Raw genomic sequence first — 15,567 nt, forward strand, 5'->3', positions numbered from 1 at the left:
CGCGCCTGTTCGCGCGGCCGTCAGAAATCGACCGTCAAATTACTGATGCCTGGGGAACAGGCGCTTGCCAGGGTGAAGGATGTGAGGCCGCCTGCGGCGGCACGTCCTGTACATGGGAAGAGCAGCATGTTCCACAGCCGAACCGGTTCTCGAAGCGGCCGCGCGCAGATCACCGCCTCACCGCTACGGGCGAACCCGGAGGAGCCGGCCGGGCTGCCGCGGGCGTTGGTCATCGTCGCCGAGGCGGACGTCCTGCGCGACGAGGGCGAGGCGTACGCCGCCGAGCTGCGCGACGCCGGCGTGCCGACTGCGGCCGTGCGCTACCAGAACACCATCCATTCCTGAAATGTCGATGACCGACTCATTTCCATGCCCCGGCTGGGCATGTGCGCATTCGCCTTTCCTCGAACCTTGCTGCCCTCCGTGCTGCAGTGGAGAAGATCTTATGGCCAAGTCAGTGATGTCACGCGTCCCCGAAATGGCGGAACCGAACAATCCCTCTTCCGTCCGCTGTGTTGAATACGGATGCATCCAGATCGTTTCTACGGTGCCGGACGGGAGGGACGATGAATTCCTGTACCTGGGAATGATTGCCCGCGGGGCGGTCGCGATCACGGGGGACGGGGACGAGGTCTTCCTGGAGCCGAGCGACATCGTCTTCTGCGATCCGGCTCGGCGCCGCTTCCGGCAGTTCGGCGACGACTGCCGGATGACGGTTTTCCGTATACCTCGCTGCTACCTGGGGATTTCGGCGTCGGACCTGGACCGCGTCGTGGGGGTGGTTGTGCCGGGCGGCGACGGAATGGGCGCGCTGACATCGGACTTCCTGTCCGCGCTCGCCGCCGAGGCGGAGTTCCACGGTTCGTTGATCGGGGACCGGCTCGCGCGCAGTGCCGTGGATCTCATCGCCGTACTCGTCATGGCACTTCTTCAGGACACGGGGAATGAGGATGCATCCGACACATCGAAGGCCGGCAGCGTGATGCTGTGCCGGATCCGCACCTTCATCGAAGAGCATCTGACGGACCCGGACTTGTCACCGGAATCGATTGCGCGCGCGCAGCACATCTCCGTCCGTTACCTGCACAAGCTCTTCAAGAATGAGGGCACCACGGTGAGCCTGTGGGTGCGGCAGCGGAGGCTTGACTCCTGCAGGCACGAGTTGGGCCGGATGTCCAACCGGAGGACCACGGTGGCCGCTGTGGCGCATCGCTGGGGTTTCACCAGCCCGTCGCATTTCAGCCGGGCCTTCCGGGACGCCTACGGCATTTCCCCCAGCGAATGGCGGGCACTGGCAGCGTAAAGCGTCGGCTCCCCGGTCACCAATGCCCCGGTTGCCGGCTGATCTTCGGCCATCGAGTGCTCTCGCGCCGCCTGCACGTGGATCTGCCATCCACAGCCCTCAGGCTGCCTCGGCGGCCTCTTCACCCCGCCGTTCCGAGCCCGTCATCGACGGCACGAGCTTCCCGCGCTTCTGCTTCGGGCCGCCTCGACGCGTCTGCTCGGCCATCTGCCATTCGCGGGGCGACACACCATAAGCGGCGCGGAAGACGCGGCTGAAGTGGCTGGGGCTCACGAAGCCCCAGCGCAGGGCGACCGCCGCCACAGTGGAGGTCATACCCGCCGCCTGCGACAGATCCCGCCTGCAACGCTCCAGTCGTTGCTGCCGGATCCAGCGGCTCACAGTGGTCTCTTCATGCTCGAAGAGCTTGTGGAGACACCGGACCGAGACGTGGTGCGCGGCCGCGACCACCTCCGGTGACAGCCTGGGATCGTACAGATTCCGAACGATGTATTCCTTGATCAGCGCCAGCACGGCGTTGGCCGAGTCCGGCACCTGCGGATTCAGCTTTCCGGACCGCTCCTGGACGAGCAAGGCCAGGAGGTCCGTCGCGATGGTGCCCAGCCTGCGTCGGACAGACACATCGAAGGTCCCCATACCCCGAGCCAGGCGTGTCAGGTACGTTGCCACCAGTCCGCTGCTGCTTCCGTTGCTGGGGAAGACGGTGGAGGTCAGCGCCCGCAGGTCCTGCTCAGGGACTCGAAGATCCTTACGGGGCAGGTGGAATGCTGTGAAACCGAACTCCTCCGGCAGTGCCTTCCGGAAGGGCCGGCCGGAGTCGGACATGGCGAAATCACCCGGCCGCAGGAGAACTTGTCTGCCGTCCTGTTCGAGCACGGCGCTCCCGCTGTGCTGAAGTGCGACGGTGATCCACTCCTCGCCGTCCCTGGAGATCAGGCGTGGAGTGCGCGTGACCACCTGTGGGCCTGCCCGTACCACGGCCATCTGCAGCGAACCGAACCGCTCGCTCGATATCGTCCCCGCCGAGGGTTCATGCTCCAGTAGCTTCACCCCGAGCGGTATGAACGTGTTCGAGACCGCTTCGTGCCAACAATCCGCCCGCTCGGACGGAGACAGCGGCGTGGTCGAGAGAACGACAGGCATGGGACCTCCTGCACGGATATGACACGGATATGAGTGGATCGACGATGCGCATGTCCGGCCCGTGCACGTCGTTGAGCGACTCACGAATCAGAGGTGCGGACGGCCCCTGGCCGGCGAAGGCGTCGTCAATTCCCACGGGACGGCGCTCGGCATGGCCGGCGCGGGAAACAGCTGCTTACGTGCTGACACTAAGGTCGGCCCGCGGGTCGTTGTTGAACGCCAGTGCACAGGGTGTGTTCCCTCTGTGCAGTGCCACCCGCTACTTGATGGCTCCGTCGGCGGCGCCGGCGGCGACGTGACGCTGAGCGACGACGAGCAGCACGGCCGCCGGGACAGATGCCAGAACCGCGGTGGCCATGATGGCGTTCCACTGGTTCGTGTGAGCGCCGACGTATTGGTAGATGCCCAGGGTGATCGGCTGCACGGTATCCGTGGTGTTCAGAGTGAGCGCGAAGAGGAAGTCGCTCCAGGTGAAGAGGAAGGTGAAGAGGGCGGCAGTGATCAATGAGTTCGCGCTCACCGGGAGCACCACGGCGCGCAGGACGCGCAGCCTCCCGGCACCGTCCACTCGCGCGGCCTCGATGATCTCCCGGGGAATGCCCTGCATGGACGACCGCAGAAGGATGATCGCGAAGGGGGCCCCGGCGGTGGAGTCCGCGAGGATCAGCCCGAGGTAGGAGTTCAGGAGTCCCAGGTCGTTGTAAGCGACGTAGAGGGCATTGGCGACGGCGATGCTCGGCACCATCTGTGTGATCAGGATGCCGAAGAGCACGAGGTCGGTCCCTCGGACGGGGAACTGGGCCAGCGCGTAGGCCGCAGGGGCGGCGAGCCCGAGGCTGAGCGCAACGCTACCCAGAGACACGACGAGGCTGGTGGCGAGATTGTCCCCCTGATCGCGCAGTGCAGTGGCGTATCCGCCGAAGTCCGGGTGGAAGGGGAACCAGTCTCCCTGCAGGGGGAGTCCGGTGGGTTGGAGGGAGGCATTCACCATCCAGTAGACGGGAAACAGCATGAGTGCGAGCAGGACGATCCCGATGATTGTGGACGGCCAGCCACGTTTGGTTGCGCGCTTCATGGGGTCGCCGCTCAGCTGTTCCGGGCGCGCCGGTTGGCGCGCAGGTAGACGATGGCGAAGACGAGCGAGATGACGATGAGTATGTTGCCCATCACCGCGCCGCGTCCGAAGTCGAACTGCTGAAAGGCCAGGTCATAGGAGTGGGTGGCGATGGTCTGCGTCGCGTTGGCCGGTCCTCCGCCCGTCACCACGAGGATGATGTCGAGCAACTTGACCGTGTAGACCACGCCCAGCACCAGCACGACGCCGACCACGGGCCGCAGCAGTGGCCAGGTCACATGGCGGAACGACGCCAGTGGACCGGCACCGTCCAGCTTCGCCGCCTCGTACAGGTGCGTCGGGATCTCCTGCAGGCCGCCGTAGAGGATCGTGGTGTTGAAGGGGATTCCGACCCAGATGTTGATGAGGGTCACCGACACGAGCGCCTGTGAGGTGCCGGTGAGCCACGGTACGCCGGACGACAGGTGGAGGTTGCGCAGCACGTCGTTCACGACCCCGCTGTCGGTGTCGAGCATCCACCTCCACGTCGCTCCGGAGACGACCAGCGGCAGCAGCCACGGCAGCAACAGCAGAGACCGCAGAATGCCGCCGAGCGGGAAGCGACGCTGGAAGAAAAGGGCAAAGGCCAGGCCGAACGCGAACTGCCCGACTATCGAGCCGGCGGTGAACAGGACCGTGGTCAGCGCGGCCTCGGAGAACAGGTCCGACGAAAGGATCTCTGAGTAGTTCTGCAGCCCCACGAACGGCGCGGCACCGGTGTAGAAGGTCGTGGTCGTGTACTGCTGCAAGCTCATCACGACGTTCTTGACGAGCGGGTAGCCGAAGAACAGCAGCAGGTATGCCGCGGCGGGGAGGACGAACATCCAGTGGGCGATCGACTCCCGGACACGTGCCCGGGCCACGGTCCGGTCCCTGTTGTGCACGTCCTCGTCCTGCTGCTCCGCGCCGACGGGGGGTGTTGTCTCGGCGGCGTCGGCGCTGTCTTCCCGCACGGTGCTCATCCGGAGGGCCGGGAACAGATCAGGCACCGTTCGCCATTTGCTGCGCATGCTTGAGTGCTTCCTCCGGCGTCTGCTCGCCCGTCAGCGCGGACTGGATCGCGGTGTATATGGCGGTCGCTGCTCCGGGCCACTCGACGCCGAGTTCGCCGGTCCGGTCTCGCGCCCCTTCGACGCTGTCGACGAAGGCATGCATCGAAGGGACCCGCTCGGCAAACCGGGAGGCAACCGGGGCGCGGGAGGGCACGGTGAAGTTCTGCTCAGCCAGGGCGAGCATGTGCGTGGAGTCGTTCAGGCACGCGAGTACCTGGGCGGCCTTCTTTTGCCGGGCCTTGGAAGCGGTCTGCGGGACCGTCCACACCTCACCGCCGAGCGGTGTGACAAGGGTCTGCCCCTTCTGGCGGACGGGGATGGGGGCCACACCCCAGTGCAGGTTCTTGTCCTTGTTCAGCGCGGAGATCCGCCAGGGACCGTTGACCATTATGGCTGTCCTGCCGGCCGTGAACTGGTCGTGGACATCGGCCTGGGTCCAGTTCAGCACCGACTTCGACATGGATCCGCTCTTCACCAGGTCGACCCACAGCTGTAGTGCCTGCGCGGCCTGCGGCGTGTCCAAGTGCTTTTCGTCCCCGCCGTTGGACCAGAGAAAGGGCAGGAACTGCCAGGTGCCCTCGAACGTGGCGTTCGCGTCGACCGCCATGCCGTAGCGTCCCGGGCCGGTCAGCTCGGCCGCTGCCGCCTTCAGCTCGTCCCAGGTCTTCGGTACGGCGACACCGGCCTCGGAGAGCATGTCCTTGTTGTAGAAGAGGGCGATCGTGCTGGCGGTGGGCGCCAGTCCGTACACCTTCCCCTTGTAGGTGCCGGCAGACAGGATGCCTTCGGCGAAGCCGCTGGAGTCGATGCCGTACTGGTCCAGCGGGGTCAGCGCGCCGGTCTGTGCGATCTGCTGCAGGTCGGGGTTGTCCAGCATCAACAGGTCGGGAAGGGTCCGCGACGACGCCCGCTGCAGGGTCTTGGGTATGAGCGACGCTCCCGGAACACTGCTCTGCTCGACCTTTACGCCGGCGGTCCTGCCGCAGGCGTTGAGCCGCTTGTCCCACTGCGCGTGTTCGGTCGCGTCGGTGTAGTAGTCCAGAGCGGTGATGGAGGTCACCTTCTCTGTGGCGGGTCCGGCTCCAGGGCCGCCGCCGCATCCGCCGGCAGTCAGTGTCAGGGCGATGGCTCCGAGGAGGGCGGTGATCCGCCGTGCCGACGGCCTGACTGGGGAAATCATGCTGATGCCTTTCACGAGTGACGTCCGCGGCCGGAGTCCCGGACGTCCACCGCGACTCGATCAGCGGGAGCCTGGCGAAGGCCAGGCGTCCGGGGCGCCGATGAGACGGTCCATACCGGCGTCTTTTGTTCGAAGGGATGCTATATGACCCTGCTGACCGCCAGGGCATGGCCGGGGGAGGGCGCACCAGGGGCGCGGGGGGAGGGTGCACTTCCGAAAGGACTCTGCGGTCGACTCCTCCACCTGCTCAGAAGATTTGTGGATGCCCCTCGCCATCGCCGTGACCAGAGCCCTGCGAGGCGGCTTCCGTGATCATCGCCACTACGGCTCCGGGCTGCGACAGCACAACGGCGTGCGAACCGTCCAGCAAGTACTCGGTGGCCGCCATGCGCTGCGCCATGAACCGCTGAGCGGTGGGATTGAGTACCTGGTCGGCGGTCGCGATGGCGTACCAGGACGGTTTGGAGGCCCATCCCGGTGGGCCCGATCTACCGGTCAGCGCGCTCCTGGCGATCGGGCGTTGCGTCACGGCCATCGCGTTTTGGACGCGTGGCGGCAGGTCGGCGGCGTACACCTGGGGGAACCGGTCCCTGCGGATATACAGCTCGCTCTCCGGGGCGGTGGGAATCCGGGCGGGCAGGGTGGCGGTGAAGGTCGCATCGGTCGCGGGCGTCGGGGCGAAGCGGTTTGTGACGTCCAGGACGCATTCCCCGTGATCCAGGCCGAACGCAGCCACGTAGCACAACGCCACGACGTTGTCGGTGTCGGTAGAGGCATGGGTGATGACCGCGCCGCCGTAGCCGTGGCCGACGAGTACGACGGGTACGTCGATCCGGCGCACCACGCTCCTGAGGTAGGCGGCGTCCCGCTCCAGATCTCGCAGCGGGTTCGCGGGGGCGCGCACGGTCAGTCCGGCGGCGTGAAGGAGGCTGGTGATCCCCGCCCAGCATGAGGCGTCGGTGAACGCTCCATGTACGAGCACGATGGTCGGTGCTACGGAGGTGGGTCTCTGCATGTCGGTGGCCTCTGACTGAGTGGGGTCCTCCATCCAAGCGCGATCGGCGGTCGCGGGCATCGCGTGAACGTACCACCCGGTCCGCTCAGTTGTCGGGCAGGGCCAAGGCCATGACGAGCTTGGCGAGCTGCACTCGGGAGTTGACCGACAGCTTGCGGAAGACGGAGGTCAGGTGGGTGTTGACCGTGTGCGGGGAGACGGTGAGCAGGCCGGCGACCGACCGGTTGGTGTGACCCTCGGCGACGAGGCGCGCGACCTTCTTCTCCGAGGCAGTCAGGGCGCCCCATCCTTGGACGGGGCGCTGCGGGGTCGCGGTCCTGCGGCTGCGGACCCCGGCACCATCGAGGCAGCTCTGTACGCGTGCCGCGGCGGCGTGGGCGCTCGACTCGGCGAATATGCCGTGGGCGTGCGTCAGGGCTTCCACAGCCCGAGCTTTTCGGCCTGCCGTCAACAGGGCCTGTCCGAGGTCGGCGTATGCGGCGGCTCTGACCAGCGGGCGAGGGCTTGCCCTGAGTAGTGCCACGGAGTGTTCGAGCAGGGCGAGATCGCCATTGACGAGCCCGTGGGCCTGCGCCGCGATGCCCGTGGCAGTAGGCACGGCAGGGTTACGTCCGGCGTGGGCTTTGGCCTGTGCGGCCAGTTCCGCGGCCAGTTCGTGATCCGCGCCTCGCAGGGCCATGCGTATCGCGGAATCGACCCAGGTACGCAACAGCCGCCAGCGCATGAAGGAACCTTCCTCCTGCACCTGCCGGATCTTTACGAGGGCAAGTCCGGTGTCTCCGTCGACCTCGGCGTGGACCGCTTCCAGGAAGCGCACCGCGGCAGTGTTCCCCGGGTTCGGTCTGACGGCCAGTCCTTCTCGCGCTGCGGCCAGGTGCTGCCGGGCCGCTTCCCGGTCGCCGCGCAGCAGGGCGATCCGGGAACGGATCACGCGAGCGTTGACCTGCTGGACGGGTACCTGTACGTCGTCTTCCAGCCGCTCCATTGTCACGAAGTCGGCCTCCGCGTCGTCGAGCCTGCCAAGCTCCAGATGCTGCTGGCCCTGTGCCCACAGCAGCATCGCCTGGCGGGGCGAGCCGGAATTCCCCGCTGCCCGCAAGAGCAGCCGTTCGCTGGACTCGAAGTCGTCCAGGTGCTGGTACGCGACGATCTCCTCGGGAAGGAAGGCGGAATCGACGGCGGTGAGCGCGGTGAAGCGCCCGAGTGCGATGGCAGGCTCACCCGCGTTGAGCGCGGTCTCGCCGAGTCCGGACAGGGCCAGGACGTGTGCCTCCCGGTCGCCGATCTCGATCGCGGCACGCAGCGTGTCTTCGCCGGCCTCACGCGCCGCGACAAGATCATCACCCCGGGACAAGGCCAGCGCGCGCAGGGCGGCCAGCCTCGCACCGACCTCCGGGGCGGCGCCCCCGACCGCGATGGCCGTTTCGGCCCGGCGGCGCAATTCGTCGGCGAGGTCCATGTTCCACAGCGCCCCGCCGAGGGCGGCCTGCAGCCGACCGAACGCCGCCAGGGGCGGTCTTGAGGCCAGGAGCCGATCGCCGGTCGACAGCGCCTCTCGACTCCTGCCGGCCCGCGTCAGGCACACGATCGCCTGCTCACCCACCTCGAAGCTCAACGGCCGTGCGGACGGCACCAACTCCAGTGCGCGTGTCATGAGGTCGGCCGCGAGGCCGGGCGTGACAGGCAGTGCGTCGTCAGCGGCTCGCCGCAACAGCGCCACCGCTTCCTCGTCTCCGGGCAGGGCGCCCCTGAGGATGTGCGACACCGCGTCGATCGGCCGGTGGCCCACGGAGACCAGGTGGTTGGCTGCCTCTCGGTGCAGTGCCTTCCGGGCCGACGGCGGAATGCCGACGTAGACCGCCTGGCGCAGCAGGTCATGCCGGAAGGCCAGATGGTCGCCGTCATCGTTCAGGAGTCCGGCCCCCACCACTTCTTCGAGCGCATCGATCAGCGAGGCAGTCGGTCGGCCGCAGAGCGCGGCGGCGTCGTGGAAACTGAACCTGCGTCCCAGCACCGCTCCGATCTGGAGGAAGCGCAGAGTGCCGGGCCGCAGGGACTTGAGTCTGCCTCGCACGCCCACCACGAGCCCCGGGGGCACGATCTCTCCCGAGTTGTCGGCGGCCCGCAGTCCGGCGAGCATCTCGACCGCCAGGAACGGGTTCCCGCCCGCTCCGTCGAGCAGGTCCCTCACCCGCTCGTCAACGGATGAGCCCAGGGTGTCGTCGGCCAGTTGACGGATGGCCGAGCAGGACAACGGGCCCAATTGCACGGTGATCGTGGGTAGTTCCCCTGTCGCGGCTGCGACGATCTCCTCCGCCGGCCCATCGGGTCCCTGCCGTCCGGTAAGCATCCACAGAACCGGCGAGGTCCGCAGGCGCGCCGGAAGCTGCTTCAGGGCGAACCGGCTGAGCGGATCGGCCCACTGCACATCGTCCAGGGCGATCAGCATCGGCACGTTGCCGGCTCTGACCTCGATCGCCTCCGCCAGGCGCTCCACCAGCCAGATCCGCTGATCGTGATTGCGCTCAAGATCGACAAGGGCATCGCCGGACAGCAGCGGCTGATCGCCGTGCAGAATGCAGGCCGCCAGCGACGAGAGCGGCACGATGTGATGCAGCTCATCGGCCTTGCCGAGGCCGACCGAGAATCCTGCTGCCCCGGCCCCGGCGACGGCCTCGGCGAGCAGTGTGGTCTTGCCGATGCCCGGCTCGCCCCGGATCAGGGCCAGCGCGCCGCTTCCGGTGCGGGCCACCGAGGCGATCAGTGCCCGCAGCCCTTCGAGCTCGCCCTCCCGGCCGCGCAGACCGGATCGGGACAGCGATCTGTCGGACCCCGCCACGTTCGTCCCTCCCGATCCGCACTCGTCGGCCGGAGCCGGGCTCTGCCCATGCGAAATGGTGACTCCGCGCCCCGGCATCGCCCGTGGGCGCCGGGTGGCGGCTCCGGCAGGCACGGACGGCGCGCCGACTGTCCACTGTCGCAAGAATGGCAGCCCAGCGTACATCCGGTGCATGGGTCGAGTGGCCGGAGTCGCGCTCACGCAGGCAGGAGCCGGACCGGGCTTTGCGGGGCTCAGGGCGGAACATGGCTGGCGGGGCCGGAGAATGAGCGAGGCGAGGCGGGGTCCGGCGAGGCAGCGGTCGGCGAATCCGCCTCTGGCAACAACGGGGCTGTCCGATCCCACGCCGCATCCGGCAGCTCACCACGACCAGCCACAAGATCAATTATTCGGACGCCCCCTGGCCGGCGAGGTGAACATGACGCCGGACCGGGGGCAGGCCGGAACGCCGGCATCGTTGCGCCCCCGAGGCCTCCGGCACCCTTGACGCGTCATTCGGCAACGAGGGCACACGAGGCGCTCGTACCGCAGGATCCCGCCACTGGGCGGGGGACATCCCGTAAGCCGCCCGGAACGTCCGGCTGAAATGGGAGGCGCTTGTGAATCCCCACTTGCGAGCCACCGCGGCGATGGTCTGGCTCGCCGCCTCGCGGCGGGCCAGCTCGCGTCGGCATTCCTCCAGCCGGCGGCGCTGGATCCATTGACTGACGGTGATGTCGTCGGTCTGGAAGAGCTTGTGCAGGTAGCGGACGGAGATCTGGTTGGCGTGGGCTATGGCCTCCGGCGCCAGGTCCGGATCGGCGAGGTGCCGGTCGATGAACGTCTGGATCTCCAGCAGCCGGGTGACGCTCGGCGCGTCACCCGCCTCCTGGCGAAGCCGTTCCTCGGCCAGCATGGTGAGAAGGTCGATGACGGTGCCGGCCAGCATCCCACCGGTATGCGACGCGCACGTTGCCGCCGTGTCCACGAGCCTGGTCACAAAAGGGGGCAGCAGTGAGCCCATCGTTGTGCCGGGGCGGAGGGGTATCGCCGTGATCCGCCGCAGGTCGGTCTCTCGAAGCCCCAGGAGCCGCCGCGGCAGGATGAGCGATTTCGTCTGGAACGGATGGGGGAATTCCATCCGTATCGGGCGTGCCATGTCGCACAAGACGATCTCCCCGGGTTGCAGGTCGGCCTCGTGGCCGTCCTGCTCGACCGTGGCGACACCCCTGGCCAAGAGCTTGACGACCAGTTGCTCGTCATCACCTCGTGCGATGAGCCGCGGAGTCCGTTGGGCCCGCATGGGACCGCCGTCCACCGTGGTGACCTGCAAATGGCCCAGCCAGGACGTTCGGATGGTTCCCGAGCAGTTCCCGTCCGGGACGACAATGTCTACTGCGGCGAATGTCTGGGACAGGGCTTCGCGCCAGTACGTCTCTTTCTGGTGGGTGGGCGCCGAATCCGTGGTGTAGAAGGTGCCCGAGAGTTGCTCGGGTTCCTGCGTCCATGAATTCGGCGCCATGATCTCTACCTCTCGGGCGGTCTGCTTTCCGGGCAGCCTGCCAGCGGGCTCGGGCCGACACATCGCGTGAATACGCTAACTAGGGCCGGTCTGGCGGACGGCTTGCCCGTTCGCCGTCTTGCAGGCCGCTCGTCCTCCTCGGGCCGCACCGGGTTCGGAGTCACCCCGTGCCCGTTGGTTTCTCATGGCCGGCGCTGACCGGGGCGGCAACCGTCACCTGGAAGCAGGGGCGGCCTTGCGTCGGGTGGTGTGGCGTTCGGTGGTCCAGTAGAGGAGGGCGAGCAGGGGGAGGGCGGTGCCGAGGATGGTGAGTCCGGTCCAGCCGTGGGTGTTGTAGAGGGTGGATCCGAGTTGGGAGCCGATTGCGCCGCCGATGAAGAATATGGCGATGTAGGCGCTGTTGAGGCGGGCGCGGGCGTGGGGGTCGAGTTGGTAGATGGTGTGCTGGCCGAGGATGAGGGTGGTCTGGACGGCCATGTCGATGAGGATGGCGGCGAGGGCGAGCAGGATGATGTTGTGTTGTCCGAGGCCTGCGAGTGCGAAGGCGATGGCGGCGGTGGCGAGGGCGATGGCGGTCATGGGGTGTGTGCGGCCGTGGTCGGCCCAGCGTCCGGCGGTGGGGGCGATGGCTGCGCCGGCTGCGCCGACGAGTGCGAAGATGCCGACTCCGGTGGGTGTGTAGTGGAAGTGGGGGCCGGTGAGGACGAAGGAGATGGAGGTCCAGAAGGCGCTGAAGGCCGCGAACATGGCTGCTTGGTAGAGGGCGCGGCGTATGAGTGGGGGGTGGGTGCGCAGGAGTTGGATGGTGGAGCGCAGTACGTGGTGGTAGGGGATGGTGGTGGTGGGGGCGTGCGGGGGCAGGGTGATGCGCAGGGCGATGGCGAGGAGGGCCATGAGGGCGGCGGAGCCGAGGAAGACGGTGCGCCAGCCGGCGAGGTCGGAGACGAGGCTGCTGAGTGTGCGGGAGAGGAGGATGCCGGTGAGCAGGCCGCTCATGACGCGGCCGACGATGCGGCCGCGGGTGTGGTCGGGGGCGAGGCCGGCGGCGTAGGGGACCAGGATCTGGGCGACGACGGAGGTGGCGCCGCTGATCAGGGAGGCGATGAGCAGCATGGGGAAGCTGGTGGCGAGTCCGGCTGCGAGGAGGGCGAGGGTGGTGATGGTCAGGAGGGCGGTGACGAGGTTGCGTTTTTCCAGGCGGTCGCCGAGCGGGACCAGGAAGAGCATGCCGATCACGTAGCCGACCTGGGTGAGCGTGATCAGTGCACCGGCCGTGGCCGTGCCGGTGTGGAAGACGCCGCTCAGCGTGGACAGCAGGGGCTGGGCGTAGTACAGGTTGGCGACGGTCATACCGGAGGCAACGGCCAGAAGCACAACCAACCAACCCGGCACACCCTGGGTGGGTGGGGTGCTGGTCGCGGCACCGTCTGACGTGCGCGAAGCGGATGACTGGGACACGGGGACCTTCCTCGGGACGGGGAGCCGGTTGGCCCGGCTCGGCAGAATGCTTGGCGACGATCGAGCGGCATCCTCGCTGCTCTCAGGGGGATAAGCGCTGGGCGGCTCTCCTTGCTTCCTCACCCACCGCGATGGTTCCGGATGTCAGTCATCTCTTCTGGAGATGACCATGGGGACCCCGTCCAGGTGGCCGGCGTGGAAGCGGTAGAGGCACTTTTGGTCCGCCTGGGAATGTCCGCCCAATCAGTGGGCGCGCAGCTGTGTGAGCGCCGGCAGCTCCACCTGCACGGCAGAGCCACCCGGTATGAGGCGCCTCAGCCGACGATGGCGTGGGACATCCTGACGGTGCGGCACGACGCAGCAGACGAACCGTCAGACAATGTGCCGCAGCAGTGCGGCGACCGCAGGCGGTACTTCTCCCTCGGGCCGCACCACCATCACGTTCCAGCGCGGCACGTGCCGGTCGAACCGGCGAAGGGCGAGGTCGGGGAAGCGGGCGGCGATGGACTCCGGCATGACGCAGACCCCCAGATCGTGCCGGACCAGTTCGGACGCCGCGACGATGTCGTTGACCTCGTAGACCGTGCTGCGTTCGACTCCGGCGGCCCGGAAGGTCCGGTCCACCGCGTAGCGGACCGCCCAGCCCGGTGCGAAGTCGATGAACGGCATCCCGGCGACCTCGGCGCTGGTGACCTGGTCGGCCCTGCTGAAGGAGCGGGCGGGTGAGGCCGCAAGGACCATCTCCTCACGCGCCAGCAGCCGGGTCACCAGCCCGCGCTGCTGCTGGCGGTCGAAGTCCACCACGGCGAAGTCCACCGATCCGTCACGGAGCATCTCCCGGATGTCGGTCACCGCCGCCTGCCGGAGCCTGACCACCACGCGCGGGTGCTGAGCCCGCAGAGCGGCCAGGGCACGGTGCAGGTCACCCCAGACGCCCTGCATGGTGCCCACCGTGACCCGCCCCCGCAGCTCGCCCCGCGCGGCGTCGGCCGCTGCCCGTGCCTGCTCCGCCGCCCGCAGGGTCGCACGGGCGGCGGGTACGAAGTCCTCACCGGCCGTGGTCAGGACCACCCGGTGCGTGGTGCGGTCGAACAGCCGGATTCCGAGTTCCTTCTCCAGTGCGCGCACGGTGCCGGAAACCGCCGACTGGACCACATGCAGACGCCGCGCGGCCGCCGTGAACCCGCCTTCCTCGGCGACTGCGACGACAACCTCCATCTGACGCAGATCCATGCCTACTCCCGGACAGACGAACGAGGCTGCCATTTCCCTACGAGACCGACCACACCTCGAATCATCCCACCGGGCGGCTTCTCGATGACGCCCTGACCACCCCGGCTCGCTCACGGTGAAGCGGCGCGCGCAAGCCCGGACACCCTTGCTGCCGGCCGGCGGTCGTCGCCGACTCGGTTCTGAGTGGCGGGCGGCCCGACCGAGGCACGTTGGGGCCGGAAGAGTGTGCCGCTCCGTGCAGGGATTCCGTACTCACAGCGCACCGGCATTTTCATGCAATCCCGTCACTCGGCAGGGACGCTGCCTTCCGTGCACTGCTGGTACAGCGGCGGTGCACGTGTGGGCGACTACTGCTCACTCCGGGGTCCTAGCGTGTGAGCAACGGCACCGGAGCACTTTGCATGTGATCCGGGTCGTTCTGCCGGATGGACCGGTGTAACAGCGAAGGCCACGACGTGGGGCGAGCTGCCTCTCAGGACCTCCCCGGGACGCACCGTTGCGTTGGTCTCACCGTCCTGGTCGTGCCCGACACCGTATCTGCACCGATGCCGCGCCGGCGCTCGGTGACCTCACCTCACACGGCCCATGACAGGGCCACCGAAAGGACTTCCGTCATGCGATTCCGAGGAAGACGACTGCGCAAGTCCCATGTGCTGGCCGCCGCATGCGCCCTGGCCGTCGCCGGGGCGCTGGTGCCGGCCACCCAGGAGGCCGCGCAGGCCACCACCGCGAAGGACCGCGGTCCCAAGCCGACGATCGTCCTCGTACACGGTGCGTGGGCGGACGCGTCGAGCTGGAACCCGGTGATCAGCCGCCTCCAGCACGACGGATACACCGTCGTCGCCCCGCCCAACCCGCTGCGCGGCGTCGACTACGACGCGCAGACCCTGAAGAACTACCTGGCCACCATCAAGGGCCCGGTCGTCCTGGCGGGCCACTCCTACGGCGGCGTGGTCATCACCAACGCCGCGGCGGGCAATCCCAATGTCAAGGCATTGGTCTACGACGACGCCTACATCCCCGCCCAGGGCGAGACCGTATTCGAGATCAACGCCGCCAAGCCGGGTTCGTGCGTCACCGCCGACCCGTCGACGTTCCTGAACCTGGTGCAGTACCCCGGTGCGCCTGAGGGCGATTACGACGCCTATCTCAAGGTCGCGCCGGGCGGCGCTTATCGGGGATTCGCGGACTGCTTCGCCAACGGTGTCCCCAGTGCTCAAGCCCAGCTCCTGGCGGCCGGTCAGCGCCCCTTCGCGGTCAGTGCCGGATCCGAGCCCTCCGGTACGCCCGCCTGGAAGACCATCCCCTCCTGGGCCGTGGTCGGAACGGCCGACCACGTCATCCCCCCGGCTGAGCAGCTGGCCATGGCCAACCGTGCGGGGGCTCACATCACCGAGGTCAACGCCGGTCACCTGTCCCTCATCACCCGGCCCGGCGTGGTGACCGACGTCATCCGCGACGCCGCGCGAGCGACCGTCCGCCCCTGACACGGTCGTCCCCTGCCCGCACACGGCCGTCCACGCGTAGGTCCCCGTCGACCGGCTCCAGCACATGATCCGCACGTATCCCACCTTCCGCCGGACGGTCGAGGCGGCCTTGGGAGCTCCCTGCTGAGGACCACCCCGGTCACGCACACGGACCCATGCCCCGTCCGACGGAGCAGGAGCCGCCGATCGCCGGTGCCGGGAAATCCGCCGAATGACCCACTGGGCGACTGCGGCATTCACGA

At 68.0% G+C, this 15,567-nt stretch carries 11 protein-coding genes and 1 pseudogene; 3 read left to right on the top strand and 9 right to left on the bottom strand.

Annotated elements, in window-relative coordinates:
• Positions 1 to 141: 141 nt before the first annotated feature.
• Positions 142 to 339, top strand: a pseudogene (locus tag OG507_RS35235) (alpha/beta hydrolase fold domain-containing protein); the annotation flags it as partial.
• A 106-nt stretch (positions 340 to 445) separates the two neighbouring features.
• Entirely contained in the window at positions 446 to 1,303 is an 858-nt protein-coding gene (locus OG507_RS35240) for a helix-turn-helix domain-containing protein (protein ID WP_327371145.1), read from the top strand.
• Between the two features lie 99 nt (positions 1,304 to 1,402).
• On the opposite strand, the gene OG507_RS35245 is transcribed toward OG507_RS35240, so the two are convergent.
• The 9 genes from OG507_RS35245 to OG507_RS35285 all read right to left on the bottom strand — a co-directional run bounded on the left by OG507_RS35245 (position 1,403) and on the right by OG507_RS35285 (position 13,838).
• Positions 1,403 to 2,446 (bottom strand): helix-turn-helix domain-containing protein, encoded by a 1,044-nt coding sequence (locus OG507_RS35245; RefSeq protein ID WP_327371146.1) that lies wholly within the window; start codon positions 2,444 to 2,446, stop codon positions 1,403 to 1,405.
• A 259-nt stretch (positions 2,447 to 2,705) separates the two neighbouring features.
• Complete coding sequence (locus OG507_RS35250; RefSeq protein ID WP_327371147.1) at positions 2,706 to 3,521, bottom strand: carbohydrate ABC transporter permease; 816 nt, start codon at positions 3,519 to 3,521, stop codon at positions 2,706 to 2,708.
• 11 nt (positions 3,522 to 3,532) lie between these two features.
• Complete coding sequence (locus tag OG507_RS35255) at positions 3,533 to 4,522, bottom strand: carbohydrate ABC transporter permease (RefSeq protein WP_442811125.1); 990 nt, start codon at positions 4,520 to 4,522, stop codon at positions 3,533 to 3,535.
• Between the two features lie 19 nt (positions 4,523 to 4,541).
• Positions 4,542 to 5,792 (bottom strand): sugar ABC transporter substrate-binding protein, encoded by a 1,251-nt coding sequence (locus OG507_RS35260; protein ID WP_327371148.1) that lies wholly within the window; start codon positions 5,790 to 5,792, stop codon positions 4,542 to 4,544.
• A gap of 247 nt (positions 5,793 to 6,039) precedes the next feature.
• Positions 6,040 to 6,807: an alpha/beta fold hydrolase gene (locus tag OG507_RS35265; protein ID WP_327371149.1), complete on the bottom strand. Its 768-nt coding sequence runs from the start codon at positions 6,805 to 6,807 to the stop codon at positions 6,040 to 6,042.
• Between the two features lie 85 nt (positions 6,808 to 6,892).
• Positions 6,893 to 9,646 (bottom strand): helix-turn-helix transcriptional regulator, encoded by a 2,754-nt coding sequence (locus OG507_RS35270; protein ID WP_327371150.1) that lies wholly within the window; start codon positions 9,644 to 9,646, stop codon positions 6,893 to 6,895.
• Between the two features lie 385 nt (positions 9,647 to 10,031).
• A complete protein-coding gene (locus OG507_RS35275) occupies positions 10,032 to 11,147 on the bottom strand; it encodes a helix-turn-helix domain-containing protein (protein ID WP_327371151.1) in 1,116 nt (371 codons plus the stop codon).
• A 213-nt stretch (positions 11,148 to 11,360) separates the two neighbouring features.
• The gene (locus tag OG507_RS35280; protein WP_442811126.1) at positions 11,361 to 12,539 is read right to left on the bottom strand and encodes an MFS transporter; all 1,179 of its coding nucleotides are present in this window, start codon (positions 12,537 to 12,539) and stop codon (positions 11,361 to 11,363) included.
• 438 nt (positions 12,540 to 12,977) lie between these two features.
• Positions 12,978 to 13,838: a LysR family transcriptional regulator gene (locus OG507_RS35285; RefSeq protein ID WP_327371152.1), complete on the bottom strand. Its 861-nt coding sequence runs from the start codon at positions 13,836 to 13,838 to the stop codon at positions 12,978 to 12,980.
• A 614-nt stretch (positions 13,839 to 14,452) separates the two neighbouring features.
• Here OG507_RS35285 and OG507_RS35290 point away from each other — a divergent pair.
• On the top strand, positions 14,453 to 15,325 hold the full coding sequence (locus OG507_RS35290; RefSeq protein ID WP_327371153.1) for an alpha/beta fold hydrolase: 873 nt from the start codon (positions 14,453 to 14,455) through the stop codon (positions 15,323 to 15,325).
• The last annotated feature ends 242 nt before the right edge of the window (positions 15,326 to 15,567 follow it).

It is taken from the genome of Streptomyces sp. NBC_01217, assembly GCF_035994185.1.
In the GTDB taxonomy this organism is placed as follows: Bacteria; Actinomycetota; Actinomycetes; order Streptomycetales; family Streptomycetaceae; genus Streptomyces.